This window comes from Streptococcus mitis (assembly GCF_002096895.1).
In the GTDB taxonomy this organism is placed as follows: Bacteria; Bacillota; Bacilli; order Lactobacillales; family Streptococcaceae; genus Streptococcus; species Streptococcus mitis_AH.
In genome coordinates, this window is the sequence record NZ_NCVI01000020.1 from 278,800 (window position 1) to 297,016 (window position 18,217).

The following is an 18,217-nucleotide window of genomic DNA, read 5'->3' on the forward strand; positions in this document are numbered from 1 at the left end:
AAAAGGAGTAATCTATGTATCTTATTGAAATTTTAAAATCTATCTTCTTCGGTATTGTTGAAGGAATTACGGAATGGCTGCCGATTTCAAGTACAGGTCACTTGATTTTAGCAGAGGAATTTATCCAATACCAAAATCAGAGTGAAGCCTTTATGTCCATGTTTAATGTCGTGATTCAGCTTGGTGCTATTTTAGCAGTTATGGTGATTTACTTTAACAAGCTCAATCCCTTCAAACCGACTAAGGACAAGCAGGAAGTTCGTAAGACTTGGAGACTATGGTTGAAGGTCTTGATTGCGACCTTGCCTTTACTTGCCGTCTTTAAATTTGACGATTGGTTTGATACCCACTTCCATAATATGGTTTCAGTTGCCCTCATGTTGATTATCTACGGGATTGCCTTTATCTATTTGGAAAAGCGCAATAAAGCGCGTGCTATCGAACCAAGTGTAACAGAGTTGGACAAGCTTCCTTATACGACAGCCTTCTATATCGGACTCTTCCAAGTTCTTGCTCTTTTACCAGGGACTAGCCGTTCTGGGGCAACGATCGTCGGTGGTTTGTTAAATGGAACCAGTCGTTCTGTTGTAACGGAATTTACCTTCTATCTTGGAATTCCAGTTATGTTTGGAGCTAGCGCCTTAAAGATTTTCAAATTTGTAAAAGCAGGACAACTCTTGGACTTCGGGCAATTGTTCTTGCTCTTGGTTGCCATGGGAGTCGCTTTCGCAGTCAGCATGGTCGCTATTCGTTTCTTGACCAGCTATGTGAAAAAACACGACTTCACCCTTTTTGGTAAGTACCGTATCGTGCTTGGTAGTGTCTTATTACTTTATAGCTTTGTCCGTTTATTTGTATAAGAAAAACCTTGAAGAGTCAGCTCTTCAAGGTTTTAAAATCCAGTCACGGTAATCCCCAACAGGCGGACACCTCTTTCTTTCTCGCTTAATTCTTCATAGAGTTGCAGGGCTATTTGGCTTATCTGACTAGCATCCTGTGTTTTTTGAGCGAGACTTTTTCGTTTAGTAAGAGTTGAAAAGTCCTCGTAGCGGATTTTCAGAATGACGATTTTTCCAGCTTTTTCTTGTTGATGTAGATTGAGAGCGACTCTTTCTGATAGGAGAGTCAGCTCTTTTTTGATGTCTTCCTCGGCACGGAGAATCTTTCCATAGGTTTTCTCTTTCCCGATTGATTTACGGATACGATTGGATTTGACTGGGGAATTGTGGATACCACGAGCCTTTCGATACAGGTCATAGCCCAGTCTGCCAAAACGGTCTATTAGGGCCACTTCAGGAACTTCAAGTAGATCAGCTCCAGTAAAAACACCCATTTGATGCAGTCGTTCCACCGTCTTTTTTCCTACTCCATGAAACTTGGAAATATCCATTTGTTTGAGAAAATCCTCAGCTTGGTCAGGTAGAATCACTGTCAAACCATGTGGTTTTTGATAATCGCTAGCCATTTTAGCTAAGAACTTGTTGTAGGAAACACCGGCAGAAGCAGTTAGATGGAGTTCTTGCCAGATATCTTTTTGAATGAGGCGAGCGATTTTGACAGCTGACTTGATACCGAGTTTATTTTCTGTTACATCCAAATAGGCTTCGTCAATACTCATGGGCTCAATCAAATCTGTATAGCGCTTAAAAATAGCGCGAATCTGGAGTCCTACAGACTTGTATTTTTCATAATTCCCTGAGATAAAGACGGCCTGGGGACAACGTTCATAAGCTTCCTTGGAACTCATGGCAGAATGGACACCAAAAGCTCGTGCTTCATAGCTACAGGTAGAAACGACTCCCCGTCCACCTGTTTGCCGAGGGTCTCTTCCTATAATGACAGGTTTTCCTCTGAGTTTAGGATTATCCCTAATTTCCACCGCAGCAAAAAAGGCGTCCATGTCAATATGGATGATTTTTCTTGACAAATCATTTAACAAGGGGAAAATCAACATGCCTAGCACCTTTTTACTGCTTATTTTCTTTTATTATACCCTTTTTTCTGAAAAAAAGAAAAAATGCTTTATTTTTTTCAAAAATATAATACAGTTTAGGATAAAATATAGACTGTTTTAGAAAAGAAAGTGTAAAAACAAGGGTTTTCTACTTGTTGAAATCGGTTACTGTGTGGTATACTTGTCTCATGAATGTAACAGATGACTGTTACTAGAAAGAAAAAAGAGGACATTAACATGGTTGTTAAGACAGTTGTTGAAGCACAAGATATTTTTGACAAAGCTTGGGAAGGCTTCAAAGGCGTAGATTGGAAAGAAAAAGCAAGTGTATCACGCTTCGTACAAGCTAACTACACACCTTACGATGGAGACGAAAGCTTCCTTGCAGGACCAACAGAACGTTCACTTCACATCAAAAAGATTGTAGAAGAAACTAAGGCTCACTACGAAGAAACTCGTTTCCCAATGGACACTCGTCCAACATCTATCGCTGATATCCCTGCTGGATTTATCGATAAAGAAAATGAAGTTATCTTCGGTATCCAAAATGATGAACTATTCAAATTGAACTTCATGCCAAAAGGTGGTATCCGTATGGCTGAAACTACTTTGAAAGAAAATGGATACGAACCAGATCCAGCTGTTCACGAAATCTTCACTAAATACGTAACAACAGTTAACGACGGTATCTTCCGCGCTTACACTTCAAATATCCGTCGCGCTCGTCACGCACACACTGTAACTGGTCTTCCAGATGCATACTCACGCGGACGTATCATCGGTGTTTACGCACGTCTTGCTCTTTACGGTGCAGACTACTTGATGCAAGAAAAAGTAAACGACTGGAACGCAATTGAAGAAATCGATGAAGAAACAATCCGTCTTCGTGAAGAAATCAATCTTCAATACCAAGCATTGCAACAAGTTGTTCGCTTGGGTGACCTTTATGGAGTTGACGTTCGCAAACCAGCGATGAACGTTAAAGAAGCAATCCAATGGGTTAACATCGCCTTCATGTCTGTCTGCCGTGTTATCAACGGTGCTGCTACATCCCTAGGACGTGTGCCAATCGTATTGGACATCTTTGCAGAACGTGACCTTGCTCGTGGTACATTTACTGAATCAGAAATCCAAGAATTCGTTGATGATTTCGTTATGAAACTTCGTACAGTTAAATTTGCTCGTACAAAAGCTTACGACCAATTGTACTCAGGTGACCCAACTTTCATCACAACTTCTATGGCAGGTATGGGTAACGACGGTCGTCACCGTGTTACTAAGATGGACTACCGTTTCTTGAATACTCTTGATAACATCGGTAACTCTCCAGAACCAAACTTGACAGTTCTTTGGACTGACAAATTGCCATACAACTTCCGTCGCTACTGTATGCACATGAGCCACAAACACTCTTCTATCCAATACGAAGGTGTAACAACAATGGCTAAAGACGGATATGGTGAAATGAGCTGTATCTCATGCTGTGTGTCTCCACTTGACCCAGAAAATGAAGAACAACGCCACAACATCCAGTACTTCGGTGCGCGTGTAAACGTATTGAAAGCCCTTCTTACTGGTTTGAACGGTGGTTACGACGATGTTCACAAAGACTACAAAGTATTTGACATCGAACCAATCCGTGACGAAGTTCTTGAATTCGAATCAGTTAAAGAAAACTTTGAAAAATCTCTTGACTGGTTGACTGACACTTACGTAGATGCTTTGAACATCATCCACTACATGACTGATAAGTACAACTACGAAGCTGTTCAAATGGCCTTCTTGCCAACTAAACAACGTGCAAACATGGGATTCGGTATCTGTGGATTTGCTAACACTGTTGATACATTGTCAGCTATCAAATACGCTACAGTTAAACCAATCCGTGACGAAAACGGCTATATCTATGATTACGAAACAATCGGTGAATACCCACGTTGGGGTGAAGATGATCCACGTTCAAACGAATTGGCAGAATGGTTGATTGAAGCTTACACAACTCGTCTACGTAGCCACAAACTTTACAAAGACGCAGAAGCTACTGTATCACTTTTGACAATCACATCTAACGTTGCTTACTCTAAACAAACTGGTAACTCACCAGTCCACAAAGGTGTATACCTCAACGAAGATGGTTCTGTGAACTTGTCTAAACTTGAATTCTTCTCACCAGGTGCTAACCCATCTAACAAAGCTAAAGGTGGATGGTTGCAAAACTTGAACTCACTTGCTAGCCTTGACTTTGGTTATGCCGCTGACGGTATCTCATTGACTACACAGGTTTCTCCACGTGCTCTTGGTAAGACTCGTGATGAACAAGTTGATAACTTGGTAACAATCCTTGATGGTTACTTCGAAAACGGTGGACAACACGTTAACTTGAACGTTATGGACTTGAACGATGTTTACGAAAAGATCATGTCAGGTGAAGACGTTATCGTACGTATCTCTGGATACTGTGTAAACACTAAATACCTCACTCCAGAACAAAAAACTGAATTGACACAACGTGTCTTCCACGAAGTTCTTTCAATGGATGATGCTTTGGATGCATTGAGCTAAGATTATATAAAATAATACAAAGAAGGACTAGTTTAAAGCTAGTTCTTCTTTTTGTAAAATTTATTGGTCAATTAAAGTCAAATATCTTGACCTTTTCTGACTAATGTAGTATATTATGAACGTAAGGTAAATGAAAGCCTTACTAGAACATTTATTTAAAGTAAAATAGAAAGAGGTGGGTCTATGTTTAATCTAGAAATCTTCAGAAATAAAGATAGTCTACTCCTGCTTGAAAAAGAAAAACCAGAAATAGTACGTAGAGTAGTGATTTAGCTAGTCTAAATTTTTTAAAACAAAGGTCAAAGATAGTCAATATCAGTAATAATAAATAACAAAAAGAGGTAAAGAATATGAACAACAACTTTAATAATTTTAACAACATGGATGATTTATTTAACCAATTGATGGGTGGTATGCGAGGATACAGTTCTGAAAATCGCCGTTACTTGATTAATGGACGTGAAGTCACACCTGAGGAATTTGCTCACTATCGTGCGACTGGTCAATTACCAGGAAATGCAGAAGTTGATGGGAAAATGCCACAACAGGCATCAGGTATGAAACAAGACGGTGTCCTTGCAAAACTAGGTCGAAACTTGACTGCAGAAGCGCGTGAGGGCAAGTTGGATCCTGTTATCGGACGAAACAAGGAAATTCAAGAAACATCTGAAATCCTTTCACGCCGTACCAAGAACAATCCTGTTTTAGTCGGAGACGCAGGTGTTGGTAAGACAGCAGTTGTCGAAGGCTTGGCACAAGCCATTGTGAACGGTGATGTTCCAGCTGCTATTAAGAATAAGGAAATTGTTTCCATCGATATCTCTGGTCTTGAGGCTGGTACTCAATACCGTGGTAGTTTTGAAGAAAACGTTCAAAACCTAGTAAACGAAGTGAAAGAAGCAGGGAATATTATCCTCTTCTTTGATGAAATTCACCAAATCCTCGGTGCTGGTAGCACTGGTGGAGATAGTGGATCTAAAGGGCTTGCGGATATTCTCAAGCCAGCTCTCTCTCGTGGGGAATTGACTGTTATTGGAGCGACAACTCAAGACGAATATCGTAACACTATTTTGAAGAATGCAGCTCTTGCTCGTCGTTTCAACGAAGTCAAGGTCAATGCTCCTTCAGCAGAGGATACTTTTAAAATCCTTCAAGGAATTCGTGATCTCTATCAACAACACCACAATGTCATCTTGCCAGACGAAGTTTTGAAAGCAGCGGTGGATTATTCTGTTCAGTATATTCCACAACGTAGCTTGCCAGATAAGGCTATCGACCTTGTCGATGTTACGGCGGCTCACTTGGCAGCTCAGCATCCAGTAACAGATGTTCATGCTGTTGAACGTGAAATTGAGGCAGAAAAAGACAAGCAAGAAAAAGCAGTTGAGGCAGAAGATTTTGAAGCAGCTCTAAACTATAAAACACGCATTGCAGAATTGGAAAAGAAAATCGAAAACCATACAGAAGATATGAAAGTGACTGCAAGTGTCAACGATGTGGCTGAATCTGTAGAACGTATGACGGGTATTCCAGTATCTCAAATGGGGGCTACGGATATCGAACGTTTGAAAGATTTGGGTCATCGTTTGCAGACGAAAGTTATTGGTCAAGATAAGGCCGTTGAAGCAGTAGCAAAAGCTATCCGTCGTAACCGTGCTGGTTTTGATGAAGGTAACCGTCCAATCGGTAGCTTCCTCTTTGTAGGTCCTACTGGTGTTGGAAAGACTGAGTTGGCTAAACAATTGGCTCTTGATATGTTCGGAACGAAAGATGCTATCATCCGTTTGGACATGTCAGAATACAGCGACCGCACAGCCGTATCTAAATTGATTGGTACAACTGCAGGTTATGTTGGTTACGATGACAACAACAATACCTTGACAGAACGCGTCCGTCGCAATCCATACTCAATCGTCCTTCTCGACGAAATTGAAAAGGCTGACCCTCAAGTCATCACCCTTCTACTTCAAGTTTTGGACGATGGTCGTTTGACAGATGGTCAAGGTAACACTGTCAACTTCAAGAATACGGTGATTATCGCAACTTCAAACGCAGGCTTTGGTTACGAAGCTAACTTGACAGAAGATGCTGATAAACCAGAATTGATGGATCGTTTGAAACCTTACTTCCGTCCAGAATTCCTTAACCGTTTCAATGCTGTCATCGAATTCTCACACTTGAGCAAAGAAAATCTTTCTAAGATTGTAGACCTTATGTTGGTTGAAGTTAACAAGACGCTTTCTAAGAAAGACATTGACTTGGCAGTGAGCGAAGCTGCTAAAGAATACATGACTGAGGAAGGCTACGATGAAGTCATGGGTGTTCGTCCACTCCGTCGTGTGGTTGAACAACAAATCCGTGACAAAGTCACAGACTTCCACTTGGATCACCTAGATGCCAAACACCTAGAAGCAGATATGGAAGACGGTGGTTTGGTTATTCGTGAGAAAGCTTAACTAGAGATTTTGAGAATAAAAAAGAAGGAACCAGCTGAAAAAAACTGGTTCCTTTTTTTGTGTTTAGATGACATGACGTTCAAAGGCATCGTCTGAAATTCCTTGTTCAAGGATGAGTTTTGCCCATTCTTTAGCTGAAAATAGGCTGTGATCCTTGTAGTTACCGCAAGATTCGATGGTTGTTCCAGGGACGTCTTCCCAAGTAGTAGTCTCAGCGATTTCTTTGAGCGAATCCTTGATAACAGATGCGATTTCAGCGCTAGTATGACGTCCCCACATAATCATGTGGAAGCCTGTACGGCAACCAAATGGTGAACAGTCAATCATGCCGTCGATGCGGGTACGGATGAGCTTGGCCAAGAGGTGCTCGATAGTGTGAAGGCCAGCAGTAGGGATAGAGTCTTCGTTTGGTTGCACTAAACGAATATCATAATTGGAGATGATGTCTCCCTTTGGTCCTGTTTCTTCCCCAATCAAGCGAACATAGGGTGCTTTAACAATGGTGTGGTCAAGTTCAAAACTTTCGACAATAACTTCTTTTGACATGGTAAATCCTTTCAGTTTTCTTCTTTCATTATAACATAAAGCCGGCTCTTGAGGCAGAGAGAAAACCTCTCCGAGAGTGGAGAGGTTGAAATCTTTATTTACGATACAAGCGGTCGTATTGGTAGTAAGGGTCAAAGGTTACATTGATACCCAATTTGCGAAGGACATTCTTGTCTTCATCGGTTAAGATGATGGTTGAGTGGGCTTCGCTTCCTCTGAGGTTGCCAAGTTCTTCCATAGCACGAGCAGCATCAGGATTTTCTGTAGCTGTGATAGCAAGTGCAATCAGGATTTCATTTGAATGAAGGCGTGGATTGCGGCTACCCAGATGATCGATTTTAAGACCTTGGATTGGCTTAACAACTTCAGGCTCGATTAATTTTACTTCTTTAGCAATGTCAGCTGATTTCTTGATGGCGTTGATCAAGGCAGCTGCTGTAGGGCCGAAGAGTTCTGAGTTCTTACCAGTGACAATTTCCCCATTTGGCAATTCAAGGGCTAGGGCTGGTCCACCAGTTTCTTCAGCTTTTTGGCGTGCAGCAACAGCAACCTTACGGTCTGCAGGTGTGATGCCGAGGTCGTTCATGAGCAACTCAATTTTCTTGACAGCTGCTTCGCCAACTTTTTCGGATTTAAAATCAAGAACAGTTTGATAGTAACGGCGAATGATTTCTTGTTTAGAAGCTTCGACAGCAGCTTCATCATCTGTAATAGCGAAACCAACCATGTTGACACCCATATCTGTCGGAGAAGCGTATGGAGATTTACCAAGGATACGTTCTAACATGCGCTTGAGCACTGGGAAAATCTCGATATCACGGTTGTAGTTGACAGTGGTTTCTCCGTAGGTTTGGAGATGGAAGGGGTCAATCATGTTGACATCATCAAGGTCAGCTGTGGCAGCCTCGTAGGCCAAATTGACTGGGTGATGAAGGGGAAGATTCCAAACTGGGAAGGTTTCAAATTTAGCGTAACCAGACTTGATACCATTGATTTGATCGTGGTACATATTGGACATACAGGTTGCCAATTTTCCAGAACCAGGTCCAGGAGCAGTTACGACGATCAAGTTACGACTGGTTTTGATGTAGTCGTTTTTCCCCATACCTTCTGGAGAAATGATGTGATCCATATCCGTCGGATATCCTTTGATTGGATAATGAAGATAAGAATCAATTCCGTTTTTCTCAAGTTGGTTGCGGAAGGCATCTGCAGCGGGTTGGCCAGCGTATTGTGTAATGACCACTGAGCCAACAAAAATCCCTAATTCATTGAATTTATCAATCAAGCGAAGGACTTCTTGGTCATAAGAAATGCCTAAGTCACCACGTGCTTTGGAATGCTCGATATTGCTAGCATTAATGGCAATTACAACTTCAACTTGATCTTTCAATTCTTGCAAGAGCTTGATTTTGTTGTCAGGCTCATAACCAGGAAGGACACGAGCAGCGTGGAAATCTTCTAACATTTTGCCACCAAACTCCAAGTAGAGCTTGCCGTCAAATTGGTTAATGCGCTCCAAAATGTGGTCGCGCTGTAGATTCAAATATTGTTCAGAACTAAAAGCTTGTTTTTTCATTTTTTTACCTCTGACCTCTATTATAATAAAAAATTGGAAGTTAGGAAACTATGGAGTTAAAAAAGGAATCAAAAATATTAGGCAAACGCTTGCATAAAATTTTAAAAAGCGCTATCATAGACTACAGATTATTAAAATAATGAGGTAAGAAGATGCAAGAAAAATGGTGGCACAATGCCGTAGTCTATCAAGTCTATCCTAAGAGCTTTATGGATAGCAACGGAGATGGAATTGGTGATTTGCTAGGAATTACTAGTAAGTTAGACTATCTAGCCAAGTTAGGAATTACAGCGATTTGGCTTTCTCCTGTTTATGACAGTCCGATGGATGATAATGGCTATGATATCGCTGATTATCAAGCGATTGCGGCTATTTTCGGAATTATGGAGGATATGGATCAACTGATCGCGGAAGCTAAGAAGCGTGATATTCGTATCATCATGGACTTGGTGGTTAATCATACCTCAGATGAACATGCTTGGTTTGTCGAGGCCTGTGAAAATCCTGATAGCCCTGAGCGAGACTACTATATCTGGCGGGATGAACCTAACGATTTAGATTCTATCTTTAGTGGTTCTGCTTGGGAATATGATGAAAAGTCGGGTCAGTACTATCTCCACTTTTTCAGTAAGAAACAGCCGGATCTCAACTGGGAAAATGAAAAACTTCGTCAGAAAATTTATGAGATGATGAACTTCTGGATTGATAAAGGCATTGGTGGTTTCCGTATGGATGTCATTGACATGATTGGGAAAATTCCTGACGAGAAGGTGGTTAATAATGGTCCTATGCTCCATCCTTATCTCAAGGAGATGAATCAAGCGACCTTTGGAGATCAGGATCTCTTGACAGTAGGGGAAACCTGGGGAGCAACTCCAGAGATTGCTAAGCTTTACTCTGATCCAAAGGGCCAAGAATTGTCTATGGTCTTCCAGTTTGAGCATATCTGTCTTCAGTATCAGGAAGGTCAGCCTAAATGGCACTATCAAAAAGAGCTGAATATCGCTAAGTTAAAAGAGATTTTCAACAAATGGCAGACAGAATTAGGAGTTGAGGATGGTTGGAATTCCCTCTTCTGGAACAATCATGACCTCCCTCGTATTGTCTCTATCTGGGGAAATGACCAAGAATACCGCGAAAAATCTGCCAAAGCCTTTGCCATCTTGCTTCATTTAATGAGAGGGACTCCTTATATCTACCAAGGTGAGGAGATTGGGATGACCAACTATCCGTTTGAAACACTGGACCAAGTAGAAGATATTGAATCCCTCAACTATGCGCGTGAAGCTCTTGAAAAAGGCGTTCCGATGGAAGAAATTATGGATAGTATCCGTGTCATTGGACGTGACAATGCTCGTACGCCTATGCAATGGGATGAGAGTAAAAACGCTGGTTTCTCAACAGGTCAACCATGGTTGGCAGTAAATCCAAACTATCAAGTAATCAACGTTCAAGAAGCGCTGGCAAATCCAGATTCTATTTTCTATACTTATCAGAAACTGGTCCAAATTCGTAAGGAAAACAGCTGGCTGATTCGAGCTGACTTTGAATTGCTTGATACGGCTGACAAAGTCTTTGCTTATATCCGTAAGGACGGTGACCGTCGATTCTTAGTTGTGGCTAACTTGTCCAATGAAGATCAAGACTTGACCGTAGAAGGAAACGTCAAATCGGTCTTAATTGAAAACACCATGGCTCAAGAAGTTTTTGAAAAACAAATCTTGGCTCCATGGGATGCTTTCTGTGTGGAATTACTATAAACATTTTTTACAGAAAAATCTAAAAATCGAAATCGTATAAAAACAAGGGAGGACTGTATGAAAGGCAGAAATCCTTTGTTTTTTTATGGCTAAGATTTATAAACTTTCATTCTAGAAATTCAATTAACTTTACAAATTTCCACTATTTTGGTAAAATAAACCTATGTTATAAAAACTAACATAAAGGAGAAAGAAGATGACTACAAAAAAGCGTATCCTTAGTGTAGGCCTGACTTTTGCGGCTGCTTTGCTTTTAGCTGCTTGCGGACAATCAGGTTCAGATACAAAAACTTACTCATCAACCTTTAGTGGAAACCCAACTACATTTAACTATTTACTAGACTACTACGCTGATAATACGGCTATCATTACTAATTTAGTTGATGGTTTACTTGAAAATGACAATCATGGAAATCTAGTTCCGTCTTTGGCAGAAGACTGGTCTGTTTCAAGCGACGGTCTAACTTATACCTACAAATTGAGAAAAGATGCCAAATGGTTCACAGCTGATGGTGAAGAGTACGCCCCAGTCAAGGCACAGGATTTTGTGACAGGTATCAAGTACGCAGTGGATAATAAATCACAGGCACTTGACTTGATTCAAAACTCGATCAAGGGCTTGAATGATTATATTACAGGAGCGGATTCTGACTTTTCTAAGGTTGGAGTGAAGGCCATCGACGACCAGACTGTTGAGTATACTTTGGCACGCCCAGAACCGTACTGGAATTCAAAAACAACCAACAGTATTCTTTTCCCAGTAAATGAAGAGTTTCTAAATTCAAAAGGGAAAGATTTTGGGACCCTGTCTCCAAATAGCATTCTCTACAGTGGACCGTATTTGTTAAAAGATTTCACATCAAAATCATCGATCGAGTATGTGAAAAATCCGCATTACTATGATCATGACAAAGTATCGATTGAACACGTGAAATTGGCTTATTTTGATGGCTCAGACCAAGAATTAACCATCCGTAATTTTGAAAGTGGAGCCTATTCTATCGCTGGGGTTTATCCAAATAGTTCTAACTTTGCTAAGACTAAGGAAAAATTTAAGGATAATATCGTTTATAGCTTGCAGGACAAGACTTCTTGGTATTTCAATTTTAACGTCAACCGTAAAGCTTACAATCATACTGCTAAAACGACAGATGAGCAGAAGAAGTCAACTGAGACAGCTGTCTTGAACAAGAACTTCCGCCAAGCGGTGAACTTTGCCTTGGACCGCACAGCCTATTCTGCTCAGTCAAATGGGGAAGAAGCAGCTAGCAAGACTCTTCGTAACACCCTAGTGCCTCCTACATTTGTCCAAGTTGGAGACAAGACTTTTGGAGAAGTAGTCGCTTCTAAATTGGTCAACTATGGCACAGAATGGTCAGGTATTAACTTGGCAGATGCTCAGGATGCCTATTTCAACAAAGAAAAAGCCCAAGCAAAATTTGCGGAAGCTAAAAAAGAATTGGCAAGTCAAGGTGTGACCTTCCCAATTCACTTGGATGTGGCAGTTGATCAGACGAGTAAAAATGCCGTGACAGGCATGAACTCAGTTAAGCAGACCCTTGAGTCAATTTTGGGTGCTGATAACATTGTCATTGACGTTCAACAACTTTCAACAGATGATTTTAACAACGTAGCCTTCTTGGCACCGACACCAGCTGATCGTGACTATGATTTGAACTTTGATGGTTGGGTAGGTGACTACCAAGATCCATCAACTTATCTCAATCCTTTCAATGCAGAGGATGGATTCTACCTCAAAATCTTTGGCCTAGATGCTCAGGAAGATAAAGCTAAAATTGCTAGCTTGGGTCTTGATACCTACACCAAGATGCTCAAAGATGCAGATAGCGAAAATAAAGATGTAGCCAAACGTTATGAAAAATATGCTGAAGCACAGGCTTGGATGATTGACAATTCTCTGATTATGTCAGCCATGTCAAGTGGTGGAACAGCATCTGTAACCAAAGTGACGCCATTTACAAGAGGTTATTCATTGGTCGGTATCAAGGGTGATGGCAATAACTACAAGTACATGAAACTGCAAAAAGATACTGTGACAACCAAACAGTTTGAAGAAGCTAAGACTAAATGGGAGCAAGAAAGCAAAAAAGCAATCGAAAAAGCTCAAAAAGAAGCAGAAAATCATGTGAAATAATGATGAGCGAGGTTCCGTAAGGGACCTCGTTTGTTATATTTTTGATTTTGATTTTTCTGTCTATGAAACGAGAATGTCAAAATAGGAAGCGATAGATACTATACAGATTATAAAAAAAACAATTATTCCTTCGGAGTGCATTTAGAAGATGTATTGAAAACGCTGATAAAAAAAGGAATAAATGGAAATTATTTCATGATTGTGATATAATAATTCTGATAATCAACATATAGGGGAAAACTATGAATAAACGTTCAAAAAGAGCCCGTTCGGGTAAAGTTAAGCGGAGCATTAATATAGCTTTATTAACCATTTATGTATTATTGGGTGGTTTTTTGCTGTTCTTGATTTTTAGACATAATATATTGGCGTTTAGATACCTGAATGTTATGACGGCAGCTGTAGTGATTTTGGTCGCTTTAGCGAGTCTGCTTTTGATCATTTATAGAAAAGCAGAAAAGTTTACAATTTTCTTTTTAACACTAGCTATTTTAATGAGTTCAGTTTCTTTTTTTGCACTGCAACAATTTGTCGGCTTTACTAGTCATATCAATTCTACGTCAAATTACTCAGAATACTCAATGAGTGTTGTTGTTCTGAAAGATAGTGACGTTCATAATGTCACGCAATTAGATAGTGTTACAGGACCTACGGATACTGATAATGATAATATTCAAAAATTGATAGCTGATATCAAAACTAGTCAGAGCAAAGAATTGACGGTTGAACAAAGCACCTCATACCTTGCAGCTTATAAGAGCTTGGTATCAGGTGAAGCAAAAGCGATTGTCTTAAATAGCGTCTTTGAAAATATTATAGAATCTGAATACCCTGATTACGCATCAAAAATTAGGAAAATCTACACTAAAAATATCACCAAAGAAGTAGCTGCTCCTAAAGTTTCTAAGAACAAGTCCTTTAATGTCTATGTGAGTGGTATTGACACTTACGGACCAATTAGTTCAGTTTCTCGTTCAGATGTCAACATTTTGATGACTGTTAATCAAGATTCAAAAAAAATTCTATTGACAACAACCCCTCGAGATTCTTATGTTCCGATTGCTGACGGCGGGAATAATCAAAAAGATAAGTTGACTCATGCAGGTATTTATGGAGTTGACTCCTCTATTCATACTTTGGAAAATCTTTATGGAGTTGATATTAATTACTATGTTCGTCTAAACTTCACTTCGTTCTTGAAATTGATTGACCTTTTAGGTGGTGTAGATGTATACAATGATCAGGAGTTTACATCTCGTCACGGGAAGTTCCACTTCCCAGTAGGAAATGTCCATTTAGATTCTGAACAAGCTCTTGGGTTTGTTCGTGAACGCTATTCGTTGGCTGATGGAGATCGTGACCGTGGTCGTAATCAACAAAAGGTTATTGTCGCAATTATTCAGAAATTAACTTCTACTGAAGCCTTAAAAAATTATAGTGATATTATTCAAGGTTTGCAAGATTCCCTTCAAACAAATATGCCTATCGAAACGATGATAGATTTGATTAATACTCAATTGGAGAGTGGTGGTAGTTATAAAGTCAACTCTCAAGACCTCAAAGGTACAGGTCGAATGGGACTTCCTTCTTATGCTATGCCAGATAGTAACCTTTATATGATGGAAATCGATGATAGTAGTTTAGCAACTGCTAAAAGTGCGATACAAGATGTGATGGAGGGAAGATGATATGATTGATATCCACTCTCACATTGTCTTTGATGTAGATGACGGGCCAAAGTCTATAGAAGATAGTAAAGCTCTTTTAATAGAAGCATATAATCAAGGAGTTCGGATGATTGTTTCGACTTCCCATCGTCGAAAAGGGATGTTTGAGACTCCAGAAGAAAAAATAGCGACGAATTTTTTAAAGGTTCGTGAGATTGCTAAAGAAGTGGCAGATGATTTGGTCATTGCTTACGGAGCAGAGATATACTATACTCCGGATGTTCTAGAAAAATTAGAAAACAAGCGCATTCCTACTCTCAATAACAGTCGTTATGCTTTGATTGAATTTAGTATGAATACACCCTATCGCGATATTCATAAAGGGTTAAGCAATATTTTGATGTTAGGGATTACCCCGGTGATTGCTCATATTGAACGTTATGATGCGTTGGAACACAATGAAAAACGTGTTAGGGAACTGATTGATATGGGATGCTATACGCAAGTAAATAGTTCTCATGTTCTAAAACCTAAGCTCTTTGGTGAAACCTATAAATTTATGAAAAAGAGAGCCCAATATTTTTTGGAGAGAGATCTGGTTCATGTCATTGCAAGTGATATGCATAACTTAGATAGTAGACCCCCTTATATGGAGGAGGCTTATCAGATTATTTCTAAAAAGTATGGTAGAGCCAAGGCGAAAGAACTATTTGTAGAGAACCCTAGGAAAATTATAATGGATCAAATAATTTAGGAGAAAATATGAAAGAACAAAATTCTATGGAAATCGATGTATTTCACCTGCTTAAAATACTTTGGAAAAGAAAAATTCTAATTGCATTGGTAGCAATTGTAGCTGGAGCCTTAGCTTTTGCCTATAGTGCGTTTGTCGTTAAACCGGAGTTCACTAGTACTACACGGATTTATGTAGTCAACCGTAATCAGGGAGATAAGCCTGGTTTGACAAACCAAGACTTGCAAGCTGGATCATACTTAGTTAAAGACTATCGTGAAATTATTTTGTCTCAAGATGTTTTGGAAAAAGTTACATCTAATTTGAAGTTAGATCTATCACCAAAAGCTTTGGCTAGTAAAGTCAAGGTAACTGTACCAGTCGATACTCGTATCGTATCTATTTCCGTTAATGATAGAGTCCCTGAGGAAGCTAGTCGTATTGCTAACTCCTTGAGAGAAGTAGCAGCTGAAAAGATTATCAGTATCACACGCGTTTCTGATGTCACAACACTTGAAGAAGCTCGTCCGGCTACAGCACCATCTTCTCCAAATATTCGTAGAAATACAATTATTGGACTACTTGGAGGAACAGTCTTTACGGTTATCGCTGTTCTTATCGTTGAACTGGTTGATACACGAGTGAAACGTCCAGAGGATATTGAAGATGTTATGCAAATTGCATTGTTGGGAGTTGTTCCAAATCTGGATAAATTGAAATAGGAGAGAGATATGCCGACATTAGAAATAGCACAGAAAAAATTAGATCTGGCCAAAAAAGCGGAAGAATACTATAATGCCTTGCGTACGAATATACAATTGAGTGGAAATAATTTACAAGTAATTTCTATCACTTCTGTAAAACCGGGTGAAGGAAAGTCAACGACTTCTACAAATATTGCTTGGGCATTCGCGCGTGCAGGTTACAAGACCCTGTTAGTAGATGCTGATATTCGTAATTCTGTCATGTCAGGTGTCTTCAAGTCACGTGAAAAAATTACTGGATTGACAGAATTTTTATCTGGAACAACAGACTTATCTCATGGTTTATGTGATACCAATGTTGAGAATCTATTTGTGGTTCAAGCTGGGTCTATCTCACCCAACCCAACTGCTTTATTGCAAAGTGAAAATTTTAGCACAATGATTGACACACTTAGCAAGTATTTTGATTATATTATTGTTGATACAGCGCCAATTGGTATCGTTATCGACGCAGCTATTATTACACAAAAATGTGATGCATCTGTTTTAGTTACTGCGGCAGGAGAAGCTAATAGAAAAGATGTGCTCAAGGCTAAAGGCCAATTGGAACAAACAAATAAACCATTCTTAGGAGTTGTATTAAATAAATTCAATACTTCAGCTGAGAAATATGGTTCTTACGGTGAGTATGGTTCTTACGGTAAAAAATAAGGGATAGACTAAGGAAGTAGTTATGGAAGAGAAAGGGATAAAAATATCTCTGGCAGTAATCCAGAGTTTTATAGTAGTGTTACTGGGGTATTCTCTTAGTTTTGTTAAAGAGACAGATATTCTTTCAACAACAATGATTGTCCTATATATTCTCCACTACATCGTATTTTATTTTAGCGATTACGGTCAAGATTTTTTTAGACGAGGGAGTTTGATTGAACTTGTTCGCTTGACAAAATATATCATTTTCTTTGCATTGGCAATTAGTCTTTCTAATTTCTTTTTAGAAGAACGCTTTAGTATCTCTAGACGAGGCATGGTGTATTTCTTAACCTTACACTCGATTCTAATGTATCTAGTCAATATTTGTATCAAGTATTATTCGAAACGGATATTTCCTAATTTGAAATGGAGTAAAAAACTATTCTTGATTACAGCAACATCTAGAGTTGAGAAAGTGATGGATAAATTACTTGATGCGGGTGATTTCTTTGGAGAACTGGTGGCAGTTAGTGTATTAGATAAACCTAATTTCCAACATGATACTATTACAGTCGTACCAGTCGAAGATATTTTAAATTTTGCAACTCACGAAGTTGTGGACGAAGTGTTTATCAATCTTCCTAGTGAAGAATATGATATTGGTGAATTTATTTCTCGTTTTGAAACGATGGGAATTGATGTAACGGTTAATCTAAATGCTTTTGACCATAATCTAGGGCGTGACAAGAAAATCCGTGGGATGGCTGGTCTAAATGTCATTACTTTTTCGACGAAATTTTATAAGAATAGTCATGTCATTGCTAAGCGTGCCATAGATATTATTGGTTCTATTTTTGGTTTAATGATTTGTGGTCTAGTTAGTATAGTTCTAGTTCCAGCTATTCGAAAAGATGGTGGACCTGCTATTTTTGCCCAGACTCGCATAGGAAAAAACGGCCGACATTTTACTTTTTATAAATTTAGATCAATGTGTATTGATGCTGAGGATAAAAAGAGAGAATTGTTGGAGAAAAATACCATGCAGGGTGGTATGTTTAAGATGGACAATGATCCTCGCATTACAAAAATTGGTCGCTTTATCCGTAAAACTAGCTTGGATGAACTTCCCCAGTTTTGGAATGTTCTGAAAGGAGATATGAGCCTAGTGGGAACAAGACCGCCAACAGTTGATGAATATGAGACATACACACCTGAACAAAAACGTCGATTGAGTTTTAAACCGGGTATCACTGGACTTTGGCAAGTTAGTGGTAGAAGTGAGATTAAGAATTTTGATGAAGTTGTTAAATTAGATGTAGCTTATATAGACGATTGGACAATTTGGAAAGACATTGAAATTTTACTAAAAACTATTAAAGTTGTACTTATGAGAGATGGAGCGAAGTGA

General features: G+C 39.3%; 13 protein-coding genes. 10 read left to right on the plus strand and 3 right to left on the minus strand.

The features are described 5' to 3' along the window. Nucleotides 1–14: 14 nt before the first annotated feature. Nucleotides 15–860, plus strand: coding sequence for an undecaprenyl-diphosphate phosphatase (locus B7697_RS06055; RefSeq protein ID WP_084950800.1), 846 nt, complete (start codon nt 15–17; stop codon nt 858–860). Between the two features lie 32 nt (nt 861–892). Here B7697_RS06055 and dinB read toward each other — a convergent pair whose 3' ends face one another. Further along, nucleotides 893–1,954, minus strand: coding sequence for a DNA polymerase IV (gene dinB / locus B7697_RS06060; protein ID WP_084950801.1), 1,062 nt, complete (start codon nt 1,952–1,954; stop codon nt 893–895). Between the two features lie 237 nt (nt 1,955–2,191). On the opposite strand from dinB, the gene pflB reads away from it, so the two are divergent. Further along, nucleotides 2,192–4,516 carry a formate C-acetyltransferase gene (gene pflB, locus B7697_RS06065; protein WP_060627487.1) on the plus strand — a complete coding sequence of 775 codons (2,325 nt, stop codon included), beginning with the start codon at nt 2,192–2,194 and terminating at the stop codon, nt 4,514–4,516. A 350-nt stretch (nt 4,517–4,866) separates the two neighbouring features. Continuing rightward, nucleotides 4,867–6,972: an ATP-dependent Clp protease ATP-binding subunit gene (locus B7697_RS06070; RefSeq protein WP_084950803.1), complete on the plus strand. Its 2,106-nt coding sequence runs from the start codon at nt 4,867–4,869 to the stop codon at nt 6,970–6,972. 63 nt (nt 6,973–7,035) lie between these two features. On the opposite strand, the gene B7697_RS06075 is transcribed toward B7697_RS06070, so the two are convergent. Both B7697_RS06075 and B7697_RS06080 read right to left on the minus strand, forming a co-directional pair. After that, entirely contained in the window at nt 7,036–7,518 is a 483-nt protein-coding gene (locus B7697_RS06075) for an S-ribosylhomocysteine lyase (protein ID WP_050390467.1), read from the minus strand. A gap of 94 nt (nt 7,519–7,612) precedes the next feature. Then, nucleotides 7,613–9,097 carry a DUF1846 domain-containing protein gene (locus B7697_RS06080; protein ID WP_084950805.1) on the minus strand — a complete coding sequence of 495 codons (1,485 nt, stop codon included), beginning with the start codon at nt 9,095–9,097 and terminating at the stop codon, nt 7,613–7,615. 152 nt (nt 9,098–9,249) lie between these two features. Here B7697_RS06080 and B7697_RS06085 point away from each other — a divergent pair, with 152 nt between their 5' ends. The 7 genes from B7697_RS06085 to B7697_RS06115 all read left to right on the plus strand — a co-directional run bounded on the left by B7697_RS06085 (nt 9,250) and on the right by B7697_RS06115 (nt 18,217). Continuing rightward, complete coding sequence (locus B7697_RS06085; protein WP_084950806.1) at nt 9,250–10,857, plus strand: glycoside hydrolase family 13 protein; 1,608 nt, start codon at nt 9,250–9,252, stop codon at nt 10,855–10,857. Between the two features lie 196 nt (nt 10,858–11,053). Next, a complete protein-coding gene (locus B7697_RS06090; protein WP_084950808.1) occupies nt 11,054–13,012 on the plus strand; it encodes a peptide ABC transporter substrate-binding protein in 1,959 nt (652 codons plus the stop codon). Nucleotides 13,013–13,254: 242 nt separating this feature from the next. Further along, nucleotides 13,255–14,700, plus strand: a complete 1,446-nt coding sequence (gene cpsA / locus B7697_RS06095; RefSeq protein WP_042751698.1) for an LCP family glycopolymer transferase CpsA — start codon at nt 13,255–13,257, stop codon at nt 14,698–14,700. 1 nt (nt 14,701) lies between these two features. Next, complete coding sequence (gene cps4B, locus B7697_RS06100) at nt 14,702–15,433, plus strand: capsular polysaccharide biosynthesis protein Cps4B (protein ID WP_084950809.1); 732 nt, start codon at nt 14,702–14,704, stop codon at nt 15,431–15,433. An 8-nt stretch (nt 15,434–15,441) separates the two neighbouring features. Further along, nucleotides 15,442–16,134: a capsular polysaccharide biosynthesis protein CpsC gene (gene cpsC / locus B7697_RS06105; RefSeq protein ID WP_084950811.1), complete on the plus strand. Its 693-nt coding sequence runs from the start codon at nt 15,442–15,444 to the stop codon at nt 16,132–16,134. A 9-nt stretch (nt 16,135–16,143) separates the two neighbouring features. Further along, on the plus strand, nt 16,144–16,827 hold the full coding sequence (locus B7697_RS06110; RefSeq protein ID WP_084950813.1) for a tyrosine-protein kinase: 684 nt from the start codon (nt 16,144–16,146) through the stop codon (nt 16,825–16,827). A 22-nt stretch (nt 16,828–16,849) separates the two neighbouring features. Next, nucleotides 16,850–18,217: a sugar transferase gene (locus B7697_RS06115; RefSeq protein ID WP_084950815.1), complete on the plus strand. Its 1,368-nt coding sequence runs from the start codon at nt 16,850–16,852 to the stop codon at nt 18,215–18,217.

Excerpts from the sequence above, each read along its gene's own strand:
- B7697_RS06055 (WP_084950800.1), top strand. The coding sequence starts at position 15 with ATGTATCTTATTGAAATTTTAAAATCTATCTTCTTCGGTATTGTTGAA.
- dinB (WP_084950801.1), bottom strand. The coding sequence starts at position 1,954 with ATGTTGATTTTCCCCTTGTTAAATGATTTGTCAAGAAAAATCATCCAT.
- pflB (WP_060627487.1), top strand. The coding sequence starts at position 2,192 with ATGGTTGTTAAGACAGTTGTTGAAGCACAAGATATTTTTGACAAAGCT.
- B7697_RS06070 (WP_084950803.1), top strand. The coding sequence starts at position 4,867 with ATGAACAACAACTTTAATAATTTTAACAACATGGATGATTTATTTAAC.
- B7697_RS06075 (WP_050390467.1), bottom strand. The coding sequence starts at position 7,518 with ATGTCAAAAGAAGTTATTGTCGAAAGTTTTGAACTTGACCACACCATT.
- B7697_RS06080 (WP_084950805.1), bottom strand. The coding sequence starts at position 9,097 with ATGAAAAAACAAGCTTTTAGTTCTGAACAATATTTGAATCTACAGCGC.
- B7697_RS06085 (WP_084950806.1), top strand. The coding sequence starts at position 9,250 with ATGCAAGAAAAATGGTGGCACAATGCCGTAGTCTATCAAGTCTATCCT.
- B7697_RS06090 (WP_084950808.1), top strand. The coding sequence starts at position 11,054 with ATGACTACAAAAAAGCGTATCCTTAGTGTAGGCCTGACTTTTGCGGCT.
- cpsA (WP_042751698.1), top strand. The coding sequence starts at position 13,255 with ATGAATAAACGTTCAAAAAGAGCCCGTTCGGGTAAAGTTAAGCGGAGC.
- cps4B (WP_084950809.1), top strand. The coding sequence starts at position 14,702 with ATGATTGATATCCACTCTCACATTGTCTTTGATGTAGATGACGGGCCA.
- cpsC (WP_084950811.1), top strand. The coding sequence starts at position 15,442 with ATGAAAGAACAAAATTCTATGGAAATCGATGTATTTCACCTGCTTAAA.
- B7697_RS06110 (WP_084950813.1), top strand. The coding sequence starts at position 16,144 with ATGCCGACATTAGAAATAGCACAGAAAAAATTAGATCTGGCCAAAAAA.
- B7697_RS06115 (WP_084950815.1), top strand. The coding sequence starts at position 16,850 with ATGGAAGAGAAAGGGATAAAAATATCTCTGGCAGTAATCCAGAGTTTT.